Raw genomic sequence first — 17,772 nt, 5'->3', positions numbered from 1 at the left:
TCCGACGATTTTACAGATTTTAAACTTTACTCGTCTATTATTTTAGAGTAATTCTTCAAAATGCGTCCATGCGTCGCGCAATTCATAAAGCTTTGACATTTATCATTGAAATCAGATGATATAAAGCAAGCTTGGAGGGAAAAATGCACGACGAACGACTTGAATTACTGCTGCTGATCGCGCGAAGGACGCTCGGCATTGAGAGCTTCGAACTGACGGGCAAGCCCACGGCCGACGCGCACGTGGTGAGCGTCGAGGACCTTGGCCGCGCGCTGGAATCGGCATATGACGCCGGCCTGCTCGTCGGCTACCGGATGGGCCGCGCGGAGTGCGAGCAAGACGCCTGATTACCGTTTGAGGCGATTGGGAGGCGGCGTTCCTTAATCAGGGCGCCGCTTTTTCATTGGGTCTTTATTAAAACGATAAGAAACATATCCGGATTAATTCGGCCGATACTGGCGTGCGCCAGGCATTCTGTTAATTTGCATTTTGCATTGGTGGCGGGCTATTGGGCTTGCTGCCAGGATGCGAGCGTTTGTATCCGGTTTGAATCGGGTTTGCGGCGGTCTTTTGTGTTACAAAGTTCGCGAACATTTCCACGGAGCACGGTGCTACCGGTAAGATGCCGGCGCGGAACGCCGAATCCCGCCCGCGTGGGGTTTGTGTTGCCGACATGGCCGCCCGAGTCCGGGCGCGTCGGTCCGGCCGTTCGCTGTGCGACCAGATTGTGTATGGGATTTCGATATGTTTAAACGGTTGTTGGCGGTGGGCGCGCTGGGCTCGCTGGCGGGGTGTGTCGTTGGGCCGGGTTATGGCTACGCCGACCAGGGTTACGCGACGGCGCCGGTTTATGGCGCGGCGCCCGCATACGGCTATGCGCCGGGGTATGGCTATGGCCAGGTCGATATCGCGGTGGGCAGCCAGCGCGACGGCCGCGATTATCACGGCTATCACGACGGCCCCCCGCGCGGCGACTGGCACGGCTCGCGCGACGACGCGCGCGCCGCACAGCAGCGAGGCTACGACGGCCGCCGCCCGCAACCTGGCCAGACGACGGCCGCGAACGGCGGGCGCGATCCGAACGGGCGCGGCGGCTATCCGGGTGCCAATCAAGGCACAAATCCAGGCGCCAATCCGGGTGCGGGCGGCGGACCGGGGCAGCAGGGCCGGCAGGGCGGAGGAGGCCACCAGGAAGGCGGCGGTTCGAACGGAAGATCGAACTGGCAGGGCAACGGAAACGGCAACGCGAACGGCAACGCCCGTTGGTGAGGTGTCGGCGAGCGTCGTTGGCGCTCGCCTGAACCCCGCGGCTTTCGTGATGAGCGCGAGCCGCGCTGATCAACGGAGATCGCCGCAACCTAGTCGTTGCGGTATCGATTACCTGGGATACCTGACGAACTAAACAAATCGACTCAGCGGTCCGAGCGACCACTCACGCGGCACGCCGTGCACGGCGAAAAACCAGGCCGCCACCCAGGACGCGGCGACGACAACCAGATCGCATCGGCCACTGCGCCACCAGTTCAGCGAATGTCGTTGCAGGATCCACGGTACGCCAAGCGGGTTGGGCCAGTCGGCTAGCAGGTGAATCACACCGCCGCATGCGAAGCCGAACGCCGGCGCGGCAATCGCCAGATGCCCGAGCTTGTGATAAGACCACACGAGCAATGCAATCCAGCCTATGCCCCAGTGCGTGATGGTTCGATGCGTGACCCAGAGGCGCCGCTTCTTGCGCCACCATGCGACTTCGAGCCAGTCGGGCGCCGATCCGCCCGCGACGCCGGCCACGAAGGCCAGCGCGGCGTAGAGGTGCCATGGGCTGTCCGCGCCCTGATGCGTGACGATTGCGGCGGCGATGACGCCGGCGGCCCAACCGGTGGCGTGATGTGCGGTGCCTGATGCCATGAAGCGGAGTGATGCGAAGTCGAAGGGGCGCAATCTTCGCAGATGTGTCGCCTTTATGACAGGGGGCGGCGCACGGTTTGTCGTGCGGCGCGCGCAGCCTCGAACGCGCTGCCGCCCGTCATGAGGTCGGCGTCTCAGGTCGTGCAGCGCGCGACGTCGAAGCGCAACTCTTCTTCAGGCGGATCGTTCGATGCCGAAGCGCCATGCGTCACGCGTATCACGGAGCCGTGGCCATTCGGCGTGAGCGTGACGAGGTAGGACGCGTCCGAACGCGAGCCCACGCTTAGCTCCGTTGCGTTGCCGTCGCGCGAGGTGTGCACGTGCGGCAGGCGGTCTTCGAGACAGTTCGCGACCGAGGACGTCGAACGTGCTGACGACGCGTAGATCATCGGCTCGCCATTGTCGGCGGAGCTGGAAGGCGGCGTCGATCCGCAAGCGGCGACGAGTGCGAGCGCAGTGGCGGCGAGGAGACGTTGCGTGAGCGTTTTCATAGGCGGCGTGACATGAGCGATGCAGCGGAATGTGCCAATGAGTATACGCACGCCGATCTCAATCGAGCCCCTCGCAGACGTAAAAAGATGCAACAGCGAGTACCCGCTGCACGCTACGTTGTCCGCCTCGCGCGCCGCATTGAATGTTGCCGTTACGAGAACAGGAAAAAACGCACACGCGCTCGTGGCACGTGTGCGTTTTTTCCTGTTCTCGCAAGTTCGTAAAGGAAAGGCAAAGGAAAGATAAAGGCCGCGCGGCGGATCGCGCCGCGCGCCTGCCAGGCAGATCGATCAGAAGCGGTGACGCAGACCGATCGTTGCGGCGACCTGGTTGTTCGTCGAGGAGGGCGAGAGCGTGTTGATCGCCGCGACGTTCGAGATGCCCGAACCGTCGGCGTTGTAGCCGAGGTTGCCCGAAGCGTGCTGATAGACGCCGGCGAGATAGACGTCGGTGCGCTTGCTGAACGAGTAGTCGGTGCCGAGCACCACGGTGTGCCACTTCGGGCTGTTGTTGCCGTTGCCGGTGCCCGTGACGGTGCCGTCGGTGAACGTGTAGGAGCCGACGAATGCGAGTGCCGGCGTCAGATGGTAGGCGCCGTTGATCTCATAGTTGTCCAGATGCAGGTTGAGTCCCGAAAGGCCGGGCAGTGGAACACTGCCGCCGCTCGACAGGCTCTGCATGCCGTCGATTTGCGAGTGCGTCCACACGAAGCCCACCTGCGCCGGGCCATAGGTGTAGTTCACGCCCGCGCCGAACGAGCGCTGCATCCGTGCCGAGATGTTCTCGTCGGCCGAAGCGGCGCTGTTGGCCGCGCCAAGGCCGCCGGAATTGTTCAACTGCGTATAGGCGGCGGCGAAGTTCAGCGGGCCGGTGGCGTAGGACGCGCCCACGCTCCATGCGCGGCCGTTCGCGAAGCCGTTGGCGTCGTTGCTGAAGCCGTACAGGCCGCCGAACTGGAAGCCCGCGTAGTTCGCGCTCGCGTACTTCACAGAGTTCTTGATCGAGTAGCTCTGGGCGAGGTTGTCGTTATCGAACGGGTGGCCCGCGAGATTGTTGCCGAAGCCCGCGCCGGCCTCCGCGAGCGGCGAGAGATAATCGACCATGGAGTCGTATTGCCGGCCGAGCGTGAGCGTGCCGTACTGGTCGCTCTTCAGGCCGACGTAGGCCTGGCGGTTGAAGCCGTTGTCGCCGTTCTTGTAGCCGCCGTTATTGATGTTGAAACCGCTTTCCAGAGTGAAGATCGCTTTCAGGCCGCCGCCCAAGTCTTCGGCGCCGCGCAGGCCGAAGTAGTTGTTCGACAGGGCGCCGCTGCCCTGCGCCCACAGGCTGTGGCCGCCTGCGTTATTGGCGTAGACGATGCCGGCGTCGAGCGAGCCATACAGTGTGACGGTGCTTTGCGCATGGGCGCTCATTGCAAATGCACTTAGGACACCTGCAAGAATGAGGGTTTTTTTCATGCTTTTCTCCGGTCAGTACCTGGGTATTTCACGGCCGAATTCGGAAAATCGGTTTCGTGTTCGGGTGATTCGCTACGCAGTCTAAGCCTGTAAATTCGACTCTTCGCGTTAATTGCCGCAACAATGTCTATATCTCATTTCAGTATCAGCACTAATTCTCGTAACGTGCTGCATATAAAGGGATTTTTCTTGTGATTAACGGCTGCGACAAAATGTGCGTTCTTAAAAATCCGTTGTACGCTTGCGACGGTGCGACAAAGCCGCACGGGGCGGGCCATAGCGCGGTTTCGCGTCGTTTTCAAGTTCGATTCTGGTAATTTTCTGGAAGGTACTGTTCCAGATTAAGCGCTGAACACCGATGCGGTGTGGCGCTACAATTTGCGCAGCCCTCGACCAAGGGTGGTCTTTTTTCATCTGTTTTTACGCGGCTCTCGGGCCGCGTTTTTTTTGCTCCCGAGAAAATCGCTTCAATTAATCGCATCTTGCGGAATGGTGAATTGCAAAATTCGCAATGATTAAACCGTGATGCGAATATGAGTCGGGTATTGCGCCGGAATGAAAATTCCACGGCGCGATAATCGGCATCGAGGGCGCGTGCGGGCGCAATGTCCGGTGCGCGGCGCGATGGGGGTAAAATCTTGCCCTTGCCCGGCAACGGGCAGGCCTCGCAGAACCCGATGAAAAACCCGCCATGACCGATTCCTCGCCCGCTGTCGATCCCGATTTCCCTGCCGATGACCCCGCCGCCGAAGCCGAAGCCGAGGTGATCCAGGAGCCGCGCCTGTGGCGCAAGGACGGCTGGACGGCGCGCGTGATCAAGAACGAGGACGACGACGGCTGGGCCGTCGAAATGATCAAGGACGGCGAGCCGGAGCCCGCGCTCGTGGGCCCCTGGACCATGGGCCGCGACAAGAAGAATCCCAAGCCGCTCGACACGGGCGCATTCAATACGCTCGTCAAGACCGCCTCGGAGGTGCTGCGCCGGCACGAGCAGCAACTGCGCGCGCTGCTGCACAAGCGCGTGAGCGTGCAGACCGGGGAGGGCGACGTGGACGTGACGCTCGACATCGTCCCCGACGAGTACGAACCTTATGCACTGCTCGGCGCATTCGACGTGTTCGGCGAGAAACTGGCCGAGGCGCGCGTCGCGCCGAACTTCAAGCTCACGAAGGCGCGCGCCGAAGCCTGGGCCGAGGGCGGCTTCGGGCGCATCGAATAACGACGAATAGCGTCAACGAGAAGAGTCAAACGGCGGCGCCCCGAAACCGGATCGGCGCGCGCCGCCGGGCGCTCAGTCCTGCTGGCAGAAAATCGCGGTGAGCAGCGGGCCGGCGTGGTGGACGATGGCGTTGTTGCCCGCCGCCGTGAGCGCCGCCTGAACCTTGGCCTGAGTGGCGACCACGACGGCGCCGTAGGCCGAAGGCGCGATGGGCTTGCCGTCGCCGGTGCGAAAGAGCGGATCGTCCTTCTGAAAGCCGACCACGGCGAACACGCTGAAGCCGTACGCCGTCATATGCTGGCCCTGCGCGGGCCAGAACGCGTTGATCGAATTGCTTTCCACCCGCATGGGTTTCGGCTGGATCAGTTTCTGGTCGATGAGCGCCGAGATGAAGTCGTGCGCGGACTCCTTGCAGGTCAGGGAGTCGTCGATGACGACGGCGCGGGCGTTGTTCGCGAAGCACGCGATAGCAGTGGCGAAAAAGACGGCGACGGGGAAACGTTTCATTGCAAATAAGGCGCGAAAAGTGCGTGCGCGGATGCCGGAATGCGGCGAGCGCACAATGCCCGGTCCGCTGCGAAGGCATGCACTCTACGCGGGTTCTGGCGATTTCGCTTGCGGCGCTGCGGAATGGGGTTCGGCACAAATATTACATTGCGTAAGGTGATTGGGGCTTGAACGTCGGAAAACCTGCAAGTTTTCTGGAAGCCGTATATATTGCGAGGTTATGACTGGAAAAGACAAACCTGAGAAAGCGGCCCCGCGCGCGGTGCCGCTTCCGCGCACCTGGGACGCGCGGGCCGCACGCTGGCTCGTGACGCCGCTCGTCCCCACGCCTGTTACCCCGAATCACCTGACCACACTGCGACTGCTGATCGGACTCGCCGGTGCCTTCTATCTGGCGCGCGGCGACTTTCTGCACGCCAATATTGGCGCATTTCTGATCGTTTTGTCGAATTTTGTTGATCATACCGACGGCGAACTGGCGCGCATCAGCGGCAAAACCAGCCGTATCGGGCATTTCTACGATCTCGCAGCCGACGCGCTCGTGACCGTCCTGCTGTTCTTCGGCATGGGTTACGGCCTCGGCGTCGTGGCCGCCGCAACGGGCGCCGACTGGCGCGTGCCGCCGGCCGTGCTCGGCGGCGTTGCGGGTGTGGCAGTCGCCGTGATCTTCTTCCTGCGCATGCGCATCGAGGAAATGGCCGGCAAGGCCGGTACGCAGCAGGCGTTCGCGGGCGGCTTCGAGACCGAGGACGTGCTGTATCTGCTACCCCTTGTCACGCTGACGGGCGTCGCCTCGCCGTTCATCATCGCGGCTTCGATCGGGGCGCCGTTGTTCGCCGTCTGGGTGGTGCTCGACTATGTGCGCGTCACGCGCCGCATGCGTCCCGGCAAGGAAACCAGTCAGGTGTGGATCAGCCGATGAGTGTGCAAGCAGAAGAAGAACAGGTTGTAGCGTCTCCCATCCCGTCGTCAGCCGGCCTTTCGAGGGCCGCGGCCGGGGACCCGGAGGGCGCGGTTGGCCGCGCGCTGCGCCCGTTGAATTCGGGCCGCCTGCGCGAGGAGTACCAGAGCCAGGGCTCGTTCCTGTATCTCTCCGAATTCCTGCCCGCGGACGCCACGCAGCAGTTGATCGACGCGGCCAATGCGCTGCTGCCCGAGGTCAACCGCAATTATCTGCCGGGCCACAAGGCGGGTGGCAGCGTGAGCCGCCACACCATCGACCGCCTCGCGCCGTATATCGCCGAGCTGTACCGCTCGCCGCAACTGATCGCGTGGCTCGAAAAGATCACGGGCGACCGGCTCCAGCTTTCGCCCGAAGACGACCCGCACGCTTACGCGCTCTATTACTACACGCGCGCGGGCGACCATATCGGCTGGCATTACGACACGTCGTACTACGACGGCCGCCGCTATACGGTGCTGCTCGGCGTGATCGACGAGTCCTCGTGCAAGCTCGACTACGAGCTGCACACGAAAGACCCGAACAAGGCGGACCTGCCGGGCTCGGTGCAATATCCGCCGGGCTCGCTCATCGTGTTCGACGGCGACAAGCTGCGCCACCGCGTGACGCCGAGCCTCGACGGCGAAGTGCGCGTCTCGCTCACGCTCGAATATGTGACGAACCCGAATATGCGTCCGTGGCGGCGTTTCATCTCGAACATGAAGGACGCGATTGCGTACTTCGGCTTCCGTCAGGTGTTCCGCAAGGCGTTCGGAGGCAAGGTGTGAGTCGTGCCGCCATCCTGCTGCTGTCGATAGGCACGGCACTTTTCATCGCGCTGCTCGCGTGGCAGGGCCTCGGCTCGGTAACGGGCGCGCTCGCGGCCGCCGGCTGGGGGCTTGCGCTCGTCGCGGCGTTCCACGTCGTGCCGCTCGCGCTCGACGCGGGCGCGATCGCCGTGCTGTTCGGCAAGGGCGCACGGGTCGACCAGCGCGACGCGCTGCTCGCGCGCTGGACCGGCGAATCGGTCAACAGCCTGCTGCCGGCCGGTCAGATCGGCGGCCCGGTGGCGATGGTGCGCCAGCTCGCGCAGCGCGGCATGTCGATGCGCGACGCGGCCGCGGCCATCACCGTGAGCACCACGCTCCAGGCCGTCGCGCAGATCGTGTTCGCCGTGTTCGGCATCGTGCTGTTCTCGGCCTATGCCGCGAACGGCGCGCCGCGCGATCTCGGCGTTGCGGCGATCATCGCGACGTTCGTTCTGGGCGGCCTGATCGCCTTGTTTTATGTCGCGCAGCGCCGCGGCCTGTTCGGCCGTGCGATGCGCCTCGCTTCGAAGGTGTTCGGCAAGCACGACTGGTCTTCGCTTGCCACGCGCGCCGACGCCGTCGACGCCGCCGTCAAGTCGCTCTACGACCAGCGCGGCCGCGCGGCGGCCAGCTTCGCGCTGAGTCTCGCGGGCTGGCTCGTGGGCACCGCGGAAGTGTGGCTCGCGCTGCACTTTCTCGGCCATCCCGTGGACTGGATCGACGCGCTGCTGCTAGAGAGCATCGGCCAGGCCATTCGTGGTGCGGCCTTCGCCATTCCCGGCTCGCTGGGCGTGCAGGAGGGCGGCTATCTGCTGCTCGCGCCGCTCGTGGGCCTGCCGCCCGAGGCGGCGCTCGCGCTCTCGCTCGCCAAGCGCGCGCGCGAAATCCTGCTCGGCTTGCCGGGCCTGCTGTATCTGCATTTCAGCGAACGTAGCTGGCAACGCCGGCGCGCCGTGAGCGTGCCCGCTGTCGAAGTCGCCGATTGACCTTTTTTCTCCCAAGGAACGCTTGCGCATGCGCGCCATCATTCTCGCGGCAGGCCTTGGCCTGCGCCTTCAGCAACGCGCTGGAGAACAGTTTCCGAAATGTCTGCTGCAATTCGAGGGCGTGACGCTGCTCGAACGCCATCTGCAACTGCTGGATGAGGCGGGCGTCACGGAGGTCGTGCTCGCGCTCGGTTTCCAGCCTGAGCTGGTCGAGGCCGAACTCAAGCGCATCGGCTGGCCGCACAAGGTCGAGGTCGTGATGAATCCGCGCTTCGATCTGGGCAGCGTGCTCACGGTGCATCGCACGGCCGAGGCGCTCACGCGCGGCGGCGACGTGCTGCTCATGGACGCCGACGTGCTTTACGACGAGCGCGTGTTCGCCCCGCTCGTGGCAGGCGAGGCGCCGGCCAATCGTCTCCTGATCGACCGCGACTTCGAAGCCGGCGACGAGCCCGTGAAGCTGTGCCTGCGCGAAGGCGTGCCGGTCGAGCTGCGCAAGCAACTCGCGGTCGGCCTGCAATACGACACGATCGGCGAGTCGGTGGGCTTCTTCCGTCTGAACGAGGCGACGGCGAAGCGCTTCGCGCAGATCGTCGAGGGCTACGTCGATACGGGCCGCGCGAACCTGCCGCACGAAGAGGCGCTGCGCGACTTGCTGCTCGAACGCGGCAACGAGTTCGAGACGGCCGACGTGACCGGCGCGCCGTGGATCGAGATCGACTTTCCCAATGACGTGACGCGCGCCGCCGAACAGGTGCTGCCGCAACTGCGTCCCGTGGTGAGCCGCATGAAGCAGACGGCAGTCTGATCGACGCGTCGGGTTTTGCATGACGAGGCCGCGAGGCCCGTCGCCGCGCATGCGCGGCGGCGGCCTGCGCGGCCTTCGCTTTTGCAGCCCGCGCAAATGCGTGCGCGGCTTCATCTGTTGCCGGGTTCCTGTTTTCCGCAACACGGTCCATAATGGCAGCTTTACGCCATCAGCCACGCTGATCGCCGTTTCTGCCCATGCCATTAGCCCTAGGCACATTCATCGTTCCGCTCATTGTCGCGTGCTCGATGTTCATGGAGAACGTGGACGGGACGGTCATCGTCACCTCGCTTCCCGCGCTGGCCCGCGATCTCGGCCAGGACCCCATCACACTCAAGCTGGCCGTCACGAGCTACGTGATCGGCCTGGGCGTGTTCATTCCGATCTGCGGCTGGGTGGCCGATCGCTTCGGCTCGCGCAACGTGTTTCGCACGGCCATCGGCATCTTCATGGCGGGCTCGCTGCTGTGCGCGGCCTCCACCTCGCTCGGCATGTTCGTGGCCGCGCGCTTCGTGCAGGGCATCGGCGGCGCGATGATGGTGCCCGTGGGCCGCATCATCATCTTTCGCTCGCTGCCGAAGTCGGACTTCATCCGTGCGGTTAACTATCTCACCGTGCCCGCGTTGCTCGGGCCGGTCGTCGGGCCGCCGCTGGGCGGTTTCATCACCACGTATTTGCACTGGCGGTTGATTTTCTTCATCAATATTCCGATCGGCGTGCTCGGCATCTGGCTCGCCAACCGGCATATCGCGAACATGCACGAGGAGCATCCGGGGCGGCTCGACTGGGTGGGCTTCGTGCTGTCGGCGGGCGGGGCGTCGCTCTTCATGCTCGGCCTTTCGCTCGTGGGCGGCGAACTCGTTTCGAACGGTAAAGCCGTGACGATGTGCGTGATCGGCGCATTGCTGCTGGCGGCCTACTGGTTGTATGCGCAACGAGTCGAGCGGCCCGTGCTCGACCTGAAGTTCTTGCGCATTCCCACCTTCAACGCGAGCGTGGCGGGCGGGTCGCTCTTTCGCATCGGGCTCGGTGCCGTGCCGTTCTTGTTACCGCTCACGCTTCAGGAAGGCCTGGGGATGACCGCGTTCGCTTCGGGCGCCATCACGTGCGCCTCGGCGTTCGGCTCGATCTTCATGAAGGCGATCGTCTCGCGCGTGCTCGGGCGCTACGGCTTTCGCCGCACGCTGGTCGTGAACGCGGCGATTGCGGGCGCGGCCATCGCGATCTGCGGTTCGTTCTCGCCGGGCATGCCGGTGTGGCTGATCTGGCTCATCGTGCTTGCGGGCGGGATCTTTCCTTCGCTGCAATTTACCGGCCTCAATTCGCTCGCCTATGCCGATATTCCGACGCGCGACATCGGCCGTGCCACGAGTGTGGCGAGCGTGATCCAGCAAGTGTCGCTCGGTCTTGGCGTGACGATCGCGGGCCTCGTGCTGCAAATTTCACATCGGGTACAAGGGCACTCGTCCATCGTCTGGTCCGACTTCTGGCCGGCGTTCCTCGTGGTCGGGCTGTTTTCGGTGGCGTCGATTCCGGTGACGATGCGCCTGCCCGCGAATGCGGGAGAGGAAATTGCGCGTGGCCGGCGTGGCAAGGCGTGACTTCAACGCTACGCACGCGCAGGCGTGCAGCCATGGCCGATAAACCGAATCATGGGGGTGCACTCAATGGCGCTGGTAGAAAAAACAAAAGTTTCCGCTGCGGCTCTCGCACTATTCTCGCTTTGCACGTTTTCCACGGGTTTTCTCGAAGCCACACCGGCCTTCGCGAAAGACACTCAGCATCGCCCGGCGGTTCTGAATGCATCGGCGGTGGCCGTTGCCGATCAATACGCGGCTGACACGGCCGAACGCATCTTCAAGGAAGGCGGCAACGCGGTCGATGCGAGTGTGGCGATCGCATTTTCGCTGGCCGTGACCTACCCGGAAGCCGGCAATATCGGCGGCGGCGGTTTCATGACGCTCTACATGAACGGCAAGCCGTACTTTCTCGACTATCGCGAACGCGCGCCGCTCGCGGCCACGCGCACGATGTACCTCGACGAGAAGGGCGACGTGATTCCCGGCAAGAGCCTGTACGGCGTGGATGCGGTGGGCGTGCCGGGAACGGTGGCGGGCATGTGGGAAGCGCACAAGCGCTTCGGCAAGCTGCCGTGGAAGCAGGTGCTCGCGCCCGCCATCGAATACGCGCGCAGCGGCTTCGTCGTGGACGAACAACTCCAGAAGCGCCGTGAGGCCGCGCAGAAGGACTTCGCGGGCAAGACCAACTTCGACAAGTACTTCGGCAACCTCAAAGAGGGCGAGACGTTCAAGCAGCCCGAACTTGCCGACGCGCTCACGCGCATTGCGAATCAAGGACCGAAGGGCTTCTACGAAGGCAAGACCGCCGACCTCATCGCCACGCTCATGCAGAAGGACCACGGCCTCATGACGAAGCGCGATCTGCGGGAATACAAGGCCGTGTGGCGTCAGCCCGTGGAGGCGAAGTGGAACGGCTACGACGTCATCACCGCGCCGCCGCCGAGTTCAGGCGGTGTCGGCCTCGTGCAACTGCTCAAGATGAAGGCGATGCTCGCGCCGCAGTTCAAGGACGTGCCGCTCAATTCGGCGCAGTACATCCATCTGATCGCGGAGATCGAGAAACGCGTGTTCGCGGATCGCGCGCAGTACCTCGGCGATCCCGACTTCTACAAGGTGCCGGTCGCGCAACTGACCGACGACGCCTATCTCGCGAAGCGCGCCGCCGAAGTCGATCCCGACAAGCCTTCGGACACGAAGAGCGTGCAGCCCGGACTCGGCACCTCGATGCCCGAGAAAGCGGAAACGACGCACTTCTCGGTGGTCGACAAATGGGGCAACGCCGTTTCGAACACCTACACGATCAACGGTTACTTCGGGTCGGGCGTGGTCGTGCCGGGCGCGGGCATCGTGCTCAACGACGAAATGGACGACTTCTCGTCGAAGCCCGGCGTGCCGAACATGTTCGGCGTGGTGGGCAGCGACGCGAACGCGATTGCGCCGAAGAAACGCCCGCTTTCCTCGATGTCGCCGACCATCCTGACGAAGGACGGCAAGGTGGCGCTCGCGGTGGGCACGCCGGGCGGCTCGCGCATTTTCACCATGACCTTCCAGGTCATCACCAATCTCTATGACTTCAGGATGCCGTTGCCCGACGCGGTCGCGGCGATGCGATTCCACCATCAACTGCTGCCGCCGAACACGATTTTCTGGGAGCCGACGCACCCGATCACAGGCGATCTCGCGAAAGCCCTGGAGGCGAAGGGCTACGTGCTCAAGGGGCAGGACATCAGCGGCGATATTCAGGCCATCCGTGTCGAAGGCGAGACGCCCGAAGCGGTTTCCGATCCGCGCGGCCGTGGCGTGTCGCGCGTGATCCCTTAAAGCGCGCCGCCGGCACGAAACCTTGCGCCGCGAATGACGGCCATGCGTTTCGCATCGGCAACGCCGTGTAAGGCTGTGAAAGTTTGCATGTGATGATTGTTTGTCCTCAATTCTGGGGATGCAGCTTCGTTTTTCATCGCGTAGTATGCAACTTCCGGCGGAAGACAGCCCTTTGCCGGCGTGTGTTTTTGTTGGGGCGGCGTTTGCCGCCCCATTTTCTTTTCGGCATCAGCGTTTCATATTGAGTTCGTGAGACGAGATCATTAAGCTCTGACGATTGCGCCAGGAGCCCGGCGCGCCCGCCAACATCTCATCGCCCCAAGCCGCATGGACCTGACGAGCAGCGAACTTGCGCAGATCGCCGACGTCTTCAGACTGCTGGCCGATCATCCCTTGCCTGAGGACGTGTTGCGTCTCGAAGTAGGCCGGCGCCTGCTCGACCTCTTGCGCGCCGACGGCCTGCATGCGGGCGTGGAACTATTCGTCTGGTCGGGCGAGGCGGATCTGGCCGATCTGCGCATCCGGCGCGGCAAGCAGCGCGAGCATCTTTCCGGGCGCGAACTGGCCTTGTTCGATCTGGTGCGTCCGGCTTTCGCGGCTGCGCTGGCGCGCTCGCGCGCGCATGCGCCGGTGGATTCCGACGAGGCCTCGGCCGGGGAGAGCGAAGCCTTCAGCCGCCTGACGCGTCGCGAGCGCGACGTGGTGGCGCTGGTGGTGGAGGGGCTGCTCGACAAGGAGATTGCCGAGCGGTTGGGCATTTCCTATACGACCGTGCGCACGCATCTCGATCGTTCGTTTCAGAAACTCGGCGTCAGCAACCGCTCGCGCCTCGCGCGGCTCGTGCAGTCGGCGCAGCGCTGACGCGCGCTTCGGCCGCCGCGCAGGCGGACGAAGCGCCTCCTTTTATTCGGGCTGCGGCGCGGCGATGTTTTCGCCGGCGGCTTCGATCAAACCCAGGCAGGTTTGCGCGTCGCCGATGCGCTCGATCGCGAGCAGCGCGAAGCGCGCGAGAAAGAGCGGGCCGTTGGCTTCGCCCAGTCCCGTCATGGTCCTGCACAGTTGCGTGTAGACAGTGTCGAGTTCGCTGTCGGTCATGGCTTTCTCCAGATGAACTTGATGGGCCCGCGCTCAGGCGCGCAGTGCGTGGTCGAGGGCGGCGAGCGCCTGTTCGGCCGCACGGGCGGCGTCGCCGTGCCAGCGGCCGAGCACGTGGCCGTCCGGGCGCACGAGATACAGCGTGCCCGGCTGCGCGCCGTACAGGGGGAAAAGGCGCCCCGTGTGATCCCAGCCGCTCGGGCGCTGCGCGTCGGCGGGCCGGCGCGCAGCGAGCGGTACGAGCGGCACGAGTGCGAACGGCAGACCGCGCTCGCCAAGCTGCGCTTCCAGCGCGGCGAGGGGGGCGGGCGTCGCGCCGTCTTCGCTGAAGTAGAGCGCCGTGAAGCGCGGCGCGAGCAGATCGGTCACGTGACCTTCGCGTGCGCCCTCCCGATCGACGATCGTAAGCGGACATTCGGGCAGCACCGTGCCCGGCGCGGGACCGAGTGCGAGCGCATCGGAAACGGCATTGATCGGCGAGGCCGTATAAGCGATGGCCGAAGTCTGCCGCGGATTGATCAGCGAGCGCACGGCGGCGTGCTCGCGCGCGAGGCTCAGCACGGCGGTGCGCATGAGGTCGAACGCGAACGACGGCGGCGCCATGAACTCCGTGCTCTTCGTGCCGTAGCTCAGGTTCTCGTGGGCCGCGAAAACACGCTCGTCGGAATAGCTGTCGAGCAAGGCCTCGTTCGCGAGCCCCTTCACGACGAACGCGACTTTCCACGCGAGGTTGTCGGCGTCGTCGATGCCCGAGTTCGCGCCACGCACGCCGAAGATCGGCACGAGGTGCGCCGCGTCGCCCGCGAACAGCACGCGGCCGTGGCGGTAGCGTTCGAGCGTGAGCGCGTTGGCTTTGTAGATCGTGATCCAGATGGGCGACCACGACGCCTTTTCGCCCATCATGTCGAGCAGGCTCTGCACGCGCGGCATGACGTTCTCGGGCTTGATCGCCTCGTCGGCGTCCTCGCCGTCGCGCAGTTGATAGTCGATGCGCCACACGTTGTCGGGCTGCTTGTGGACGAGCACGGTCGAGCCGGGATTCGAGGCCGGGTCGAAATACGCCAGGCGCTCCGTGGGCCGCGCGCTGTCGAGCAGGATGTCGACGATCACGTAACGGCCTTCGTAGCTCGTGCCCTGGAGCTTGAGGCCCAGCGCCTCGCGCACCGTGCTGCGGCCACCGTCGGCGGCGATGAGCCAGCCGGTTTGCGCCGTGTAGTCGCCTTCGGGCGTGGAGAGCGCGAGCGTCGCGCCGTGCGCGTCTTGCTGCACGGCCGTCACCTTCGTGCGCCAGCGGATGTCGATGAGATCGGCGTGGCGTTCGGCGGCGTCGAGCAGGAACTGCTCGATGTGGTATTGCGCGAGATTGACCATCGGCGGCAGCTTCTGGTTTTCGTCCTGCGGCATCGTGAAGTGCAGCACTTCGTCGTCGCGATAGAAGCTGCGGCCCCCCGTCCACGGCAGACCCTTCGAGAGGAAGCCGTCGAGCGCGCCGAGGCGCTCGATGATCTCCAGGCTGCGCCGCGAAATGCAGATCGCACGGCTGCCGTAGCAGACCGATTCGTCCGCCTCGATCAGCACCGAGCGCACGCCGTGCTTTGCAAGGCCGAGCGCGATGGCGAAGCCGACCGGGCCGCCGCCAACGATCGTCACGGCGTGGCGCTCCATGTCGCGGCCGCCTTCGAGTTGGGGCAAGCGGGCGGCGTACTGCTTCGCCTCGAACGGATACGGGGTGAATTCGGCGCTCATCGTGTGTTCCTGTCGCGGCCTGCGCGTGCGCCGGCCTCAGAAGAAAGGGCGAAGGGGGGCATGGGGAAATGCGTCTCCGATACGAAAGTCTTGTTTTTGATGGCCCAGGGCGGCGTGCATGCCGTGCGTGGGCCTGCGCCGGCGGCGTTGGGAAAGCGCTGGCGATGGAGGCAGTATGGAGCGAGCAGGGAGGTCCGCTGTCCTCAATTTGGGTACAGCGGGCTTACAGCGGGGAGAGGGGGCGTGCGGACGGGGTTGTTAGCGACGCTCGGGCGCTTAGCCCTGATCGGTCGCGAGGCACAACGCAAAAAGCTGCCGCTGGCTCGAAATGCCGAGCCGCTGATACGCGCGCTTCTGGTACGTCACGACGCTGCTGGGCTTCACGCCCATGCACTCGGCGATTTCCACCGCGCTGCGCCCTTCGAGCACGCCGCGCAGGGCGTCGAGTTCGCGCTTGGACAGCGTGGGGCACAGCCCGCGCAGCCGCGCGAGCATCAACTGCGGAATGCCGAGCTGGCTCTGGCCGCGGATCGTGTAGTGGTGGCGCGCCGACTCGCCGATCAACGGGGCGAGCGATTCGACCAGTTCGACTTCCGCAGGCTGGAAATTGCCCGCATCGCTCTCGCGGTAGAGGTTCACCGAAAGCCAGATGTCCGCGGCGGGCTGCAAAAGCAGCGAGAGCCGGTCGGAGACGTTGGGGGCGGCGTAGCACGCGGCGCGGTAGCCGTCGTGCGCGATGTCCGCGCTGCTTTGCCAGTGCAGCACGAGCGACGACGAGCCGGGCTTGTCGGCCGAGCCGCCGGTGACGATCTGCTGGTTGCCGTCGAGTGCGTAGAAGAGGCGGGCGTAGGTGTCCGCGACATCGCGCAGGAAGCGCCCGCCGCGATGGTCGGCCACGGATACCGTGCGCGGCCGGTTGCCGAATTCGTAGGCGAACACGGTGCACTGCGTGACCGACGTGGCCGGGCCGAGCATGTTGAGCACTTCGGCGGCGAGCGCGTTGGCGTCGTCGCGTCCGATGGCGGAAACGAGGCTGGTGACGCGCGAGAGGTCGAATTGACCCGCCTGCCTCGGTCGGTCGAGATGCCAGTAACGCATGTTTCTTAACGGAAAGCGGCTGAAAAAAGCAACTTCCACGAGAGTAGCACCGTTTCGCATCGGCGCGAAAGCGGCAACGGCGGGGCCGGATCGCCAGGTCCCATGCCGCCGTGGCCCGGGCGTCGAGGTGAGCAAGGAAACCCGCCTTGCTGTAATCTCCACCCTCGGCTGGCGCGTGCGCGCCATGTTTCCTTACCTGACCCACGCTGCGCGCAGGATATCTCGAAATGTTGACGCTCCCCACCGCGATTCCACCCGATTTCGGCGCCGGAGCGGTCTTTCTCAGCGTGCTCGTCACGCAACTGGGCGTGCCCGTGCCGGCCGCGCCGGTGCTGATTCTCGCGGGCACGATGGCGGCCGGCGGGGAAACGTCGTATGCGAGCCTGCTGGCGGCGGCGGTGATCGCCACGCTGCTCGCCGATTCGCTCTGGTTCGCGGCGGGCCGCATGCGTGGCCGGCGTCTGCTGAACGGCCTCGTGCGTTTTTCCCTGTCGCTCGACACGACGATCCGGATCGCGCGCAACGTTTTCGAGCGTTACGGCGCGCCGATTCTCTCCGTGGCCAAGTTCGTGCCGGGGCTCGGCCTCATTTCCGCGCCGCTGCTCGGCACGACCACGGTGGCCGTGCATGTTTTCCTGCTGTGGGATTCGATTGGCGCGGCCCTGTGGGCGGGCACCTGGCTGCTCGGCGGCGCGGCGCTCCATGCGGAAATCGTGCGCTTCGCGGCGTTCGTGCGCGCCAACGGCATGACCATTTTCGACGTGCTGGCCGTGGCGGGCGTGGTGTTCCTCGCCTGGCGCTTGCTGCGGCGCATGCAGTTTCGCCACTGGCTCGCCACCCACCGTATTTCGCCCGACCAGCTCGACGAAATGATGAAGTCGAGCGCGCCGCCCATCGTGCTGGACGCGCGCCCGCAAACCGTGCGTGAGAAGGAGTCGTATCGCATTCCCGGCGCGCGCCCGCTCAACCTCGAATCGAGCGAGGAGCTCTCGCCCGAGTTGCTCTCGCGACCGATCGTGGTGTATTGCGTGTGCCCGAACGAAGCGACGGCCAAGCGTATCGTCAGCCAGTTGCGCAACAAGCACATCTATCACGCGCGCGCGCTGCGGGGCGGTCTCGACGCCTGGGAGCGCCACGGCTATCCGGTCGAGCCGCTCTCCACCGAGTTCCATGCCGCGCACGCCTATGCCGATGCCGAGGCGCTCGAAGCGGGCAACGACGAGGAATACACCGTGCGCGCGAGCCTTTCCAAATAACGCTGCGCCGCGCCGGGCCTCGCCTGATGCCCGGCGCTTCTTTCCCTCTCCGC

The 17,772-nt window shown here is 64.7% G+C and carries 18 protein-coding genes; 11 read left to right on the top strand and 7 right to left on the bottom strand.

Going from position 1 to position 17,772, the window contains the following annotated elements:
* Positions 1 to 143: 143 nt before the first annotated feature.
* Together C7401_RS37275 and C7401_RS37270 are read left to right on the top strand one after the other, a co-directional pair.
* Positions 144 to 347, top strand: a complete 204-nt coding sequence (locus C7401_RS37275) for a DUF6900 domain-containing protein (protein ID WP_112177050.1) — start codon at positions 144 to 146, stop codon at positions 345 to 347.
* Positions 348 to 744: 397 nt separating this feature from the next.
* Entirely contained in the window at positions 745 to 1,269 is a 525-nt protein-coding gene (locus tag C7401_RS37270) for a hypothetical protein (RefSeq protein ID WP_133254488.1), read from the top strand.
* 129 nt (positions 1,270 to 1,398) lie between these two features.
* Here the strand turns inward: C7401_RS37270 and C7401_RS37265 are convergent, their stop codons facing one another.
* The 3 genes from C7401_RS37265 to C7401_RS37255 form a co-directional block, all read right to left on the bottom strand.
* Positions 1,399 to 1,905 (bottom strand): metal-dependent hydrolase, encoded by a 507-nt coding sequence (locus tag C7401_RS37265; protein ID WP_112177080.1) that lies wholly within the window; start codon positions 1,903 to 1,905, stop codon positions 1,399 to 1,401.
* 134 nt (positions 1,906 to 2,039) lie between these two features.
* Positions 2,040 to 2,447: a sugar ABC transporter ATPase gene (locus C7401_RS37260; protein ID WP_258397372.1), complete on the bottom strand. Its 408-nt coding sequence runs from the start codon at positions 2,445 to 2,447 to the stop codon at positions 2,040 to 2,042.
* Positions 2,448 to 2,687: 240 nt separating this feature from the next.
* Complete coding sequence (locus C7401_RS37255; protein WP_112177047.1) at positions 2,688 to 3,854, bottom strand: porin; 1,167 nt, start codon at positions 3,852 to 3,854, stop codon at positions 2,688 to 2,690.
* A gap of 691 nt (positions 3,855 to 4,545) precedes the next feature.
* On the opposite strand from C7401_RS37255, the gene C7401_RS37250 reads away from it, so the two are divergent.
* On the top strand, positions 4,546 to 5,073 hold the full coding sequence (locus tag C7401_RS37250) for a hypothetical protein (RefSeq protein WP_181565787.1): 528 nt from the start codon (positions 4,546 to 4,548) through the stop codon (positions 5,071 to 5,073).
* Positions 5,074 to 5,145: 72 nt separating this feature from the next.
* On the opposite strand, the gene C7401_RS37245 is transcribed toward C7401_RS37250, so the two are convergent.
* Positions 5,146 to 5,580, bottom strand: coding sequence for a hypothetical protein (locus tag C7401_RS37245; protein ID WP_112177046.1), 435 nt, complete (start codon positions 5,578 to 5,580; stop codon positions 5,146 to 5,148).
* Between the two features lie 220 nt (positions 5,581 to 5,800).
* On the opposite strand from C7401_RS37245, the gene C7401_RS37240 reads away from it, so the two are divergent.
* The 7 genes from C7401_RS37240 to C7401_RS37210 all read left to right on the top strand — a co-directional run bounded on the left by C7401_RS37240 (position 5,801) and on the right by C7401_RS37210 (position 13,385).
* The gene (locus tag C7401_RS37240) at positions 5,801 to 6,502 is read left to right on the top strand and encodes a CDP-alcohol phosphatidyltransferase family protein (RefSeq protein ID WP_112177045.1); all 702 of its coding nucleotides are present in this window, start codon (positions 5,801 to 5,803) and stop codon (positions 6,500 to 6,502) included.
* Entirely contained in the window at positions 6,499 to 7,308 is an 810-nt protein-coding gene (locus tag C7401_RS37235; RefSeq protein ID WP_112177044.1) for a HalD/BesD family halogenase, read from the top strand. Before C7401_RS37240 ends, C7401_RS37235 begins: the two co-directional genes overlap by 4 nt.
* Complete coding sequence (locus C7401_RS37230) at positions 7,305 to 8,315, top strand: flippase-like domain-containing protein (RefSeq protein ID WP_112177043.1); 1,011 nt, start codon at positions 7,305 to 7,307, stop codon at positions 8,313 to 8,315. The genes C7401_RS37235 and C7401_RS37230 overlap by 4 nt, the downstream gene beginning before the upstream one ends.
* A gap of 28 nt (positions 8,316 to 8,343) precedes the next feature.
* A complete protein-coding gene (locus C7401_RS37225; protein WP_112177042.1) occupies positions 8,344 to 9,123 on the top strand; it encodes a phosphocholine cytidylyltransferase family protein in 780 nt (259 codons plus the stop codon).
* 197 nt (positions 9,124 to 9,320) lie between these two features.
* Entirely contained in the window at positions 9,321 to 10,724 is a 1,404-nt protein-coding gene (locus C7401_RS37220; protein WP_112177041.1) for an MFS transporter, read from the top strand.
* Positions 10,725 to 10,790: 66 nt separating this feature from the next.
* Entirely contained in the window at positions 10,791 to 12,524 is a 1,734-nt protein-coding gene (gene ggt / locus C7401_RS37215) for a gamma-glutamyltransferase (RefSeq protein WP_112177040.1), read from the top strand.
* 327 nt (positions 12,525 to 12,851) lie between these two features.
* The gene (locus C7401_RS37210; RefSeq protein ID WP_112177039.1) at positions 12,852 to 13,385 is read left to right on the top strand and encodes a helix-turn-helix transcriptional regulator; all 534 of its coding nucleotides are present in this window, start codon (positions 12,852 to 12,854) and stop codon (positions 13,383 to 13,385) included.
* Between the two features lie 42 nt (positions 13,386 to 13,427).
* Here the strand turns inward: C7401_RS37210 and C7401_RS37205 are convergent, their stop codons facing one another.
* The 3 genes from C7401_RS37205 to C7401_RS37195 form a co-directional block, all read right to left on the bottom strand.
* Entirely contained in the window at positions 13,428 to 13,619 is a 192-nt protein-coding gene (locus C7401_RS37205; RefSeq protein ID WP_112177038.1) for a hypothetical protein, read from the bottom strand.
* Between the two features lie 33 nt (positions 13,620 to 13,652).
* Positions 13,653 to 15,365: an FAD-dependent oxidoreductase gene (locus tag C7401_RS37200; RefSeq protein WP_112177037.1), complete on the bottom strand. Its 1,713-nt coding sequence runs from the start codon at positions 15,363 to 15,365 to the stop codon at positions 13,653 to 13,655.
* 276 nt (positions 15,366 to 15,641) lie between these two features.
* The gene (locus C7401_RS37195) at positions 15,642 to 16,463 is read right to left on the bottom strand and encodes a helix-turn-helix transcriptional regulator (RefSeq protein WP_112177036.1); all 822 of its coding nucleotides are present in this window, start codon (positions 16,461 to 16,463) and stop codon (positions 15,642 to 15,644) included.
* A 227-nt stretch (positions 16,464 to 16,690) separates the two neighbouring features.
* Here C7401_RS37195 and C7401_RS37190 point away from each other — a divergent pair, with 227 nt between their 5' ends.
* Positions 16,691 to 17,719 carry a VTT domain-containing protein gene (locus tag C7401_RS37190; protein WP_112177035.1) on the top strand — a complete coding sequence of 343 codons (1,029 nt, stop codon included), beginning with the start codon at positions 16,691 to 16,693 and terminating at the stop codon, positions 17,717 to 17,719.
* The last annotated feature ends 53 nt before the right edge of the window (positions 17,720 to 17,772 follow it).

It is taken from the genome of Paraburkholderia unamae, from assembly GCF_003268775.1.
GTDB classification, from domain to species: Bacteria; Pseudomonadota; Gammaproteobacteria; order Burkholderiales; family Burkholderiaceae; genus Paraburkholderia; species Paraburkholderia unamae.
The sequence above is the reverse complement of the archived record's forward strand: the minus strand, read 5'-3'. Positions and strand labels throughout refer to the sequence as shown.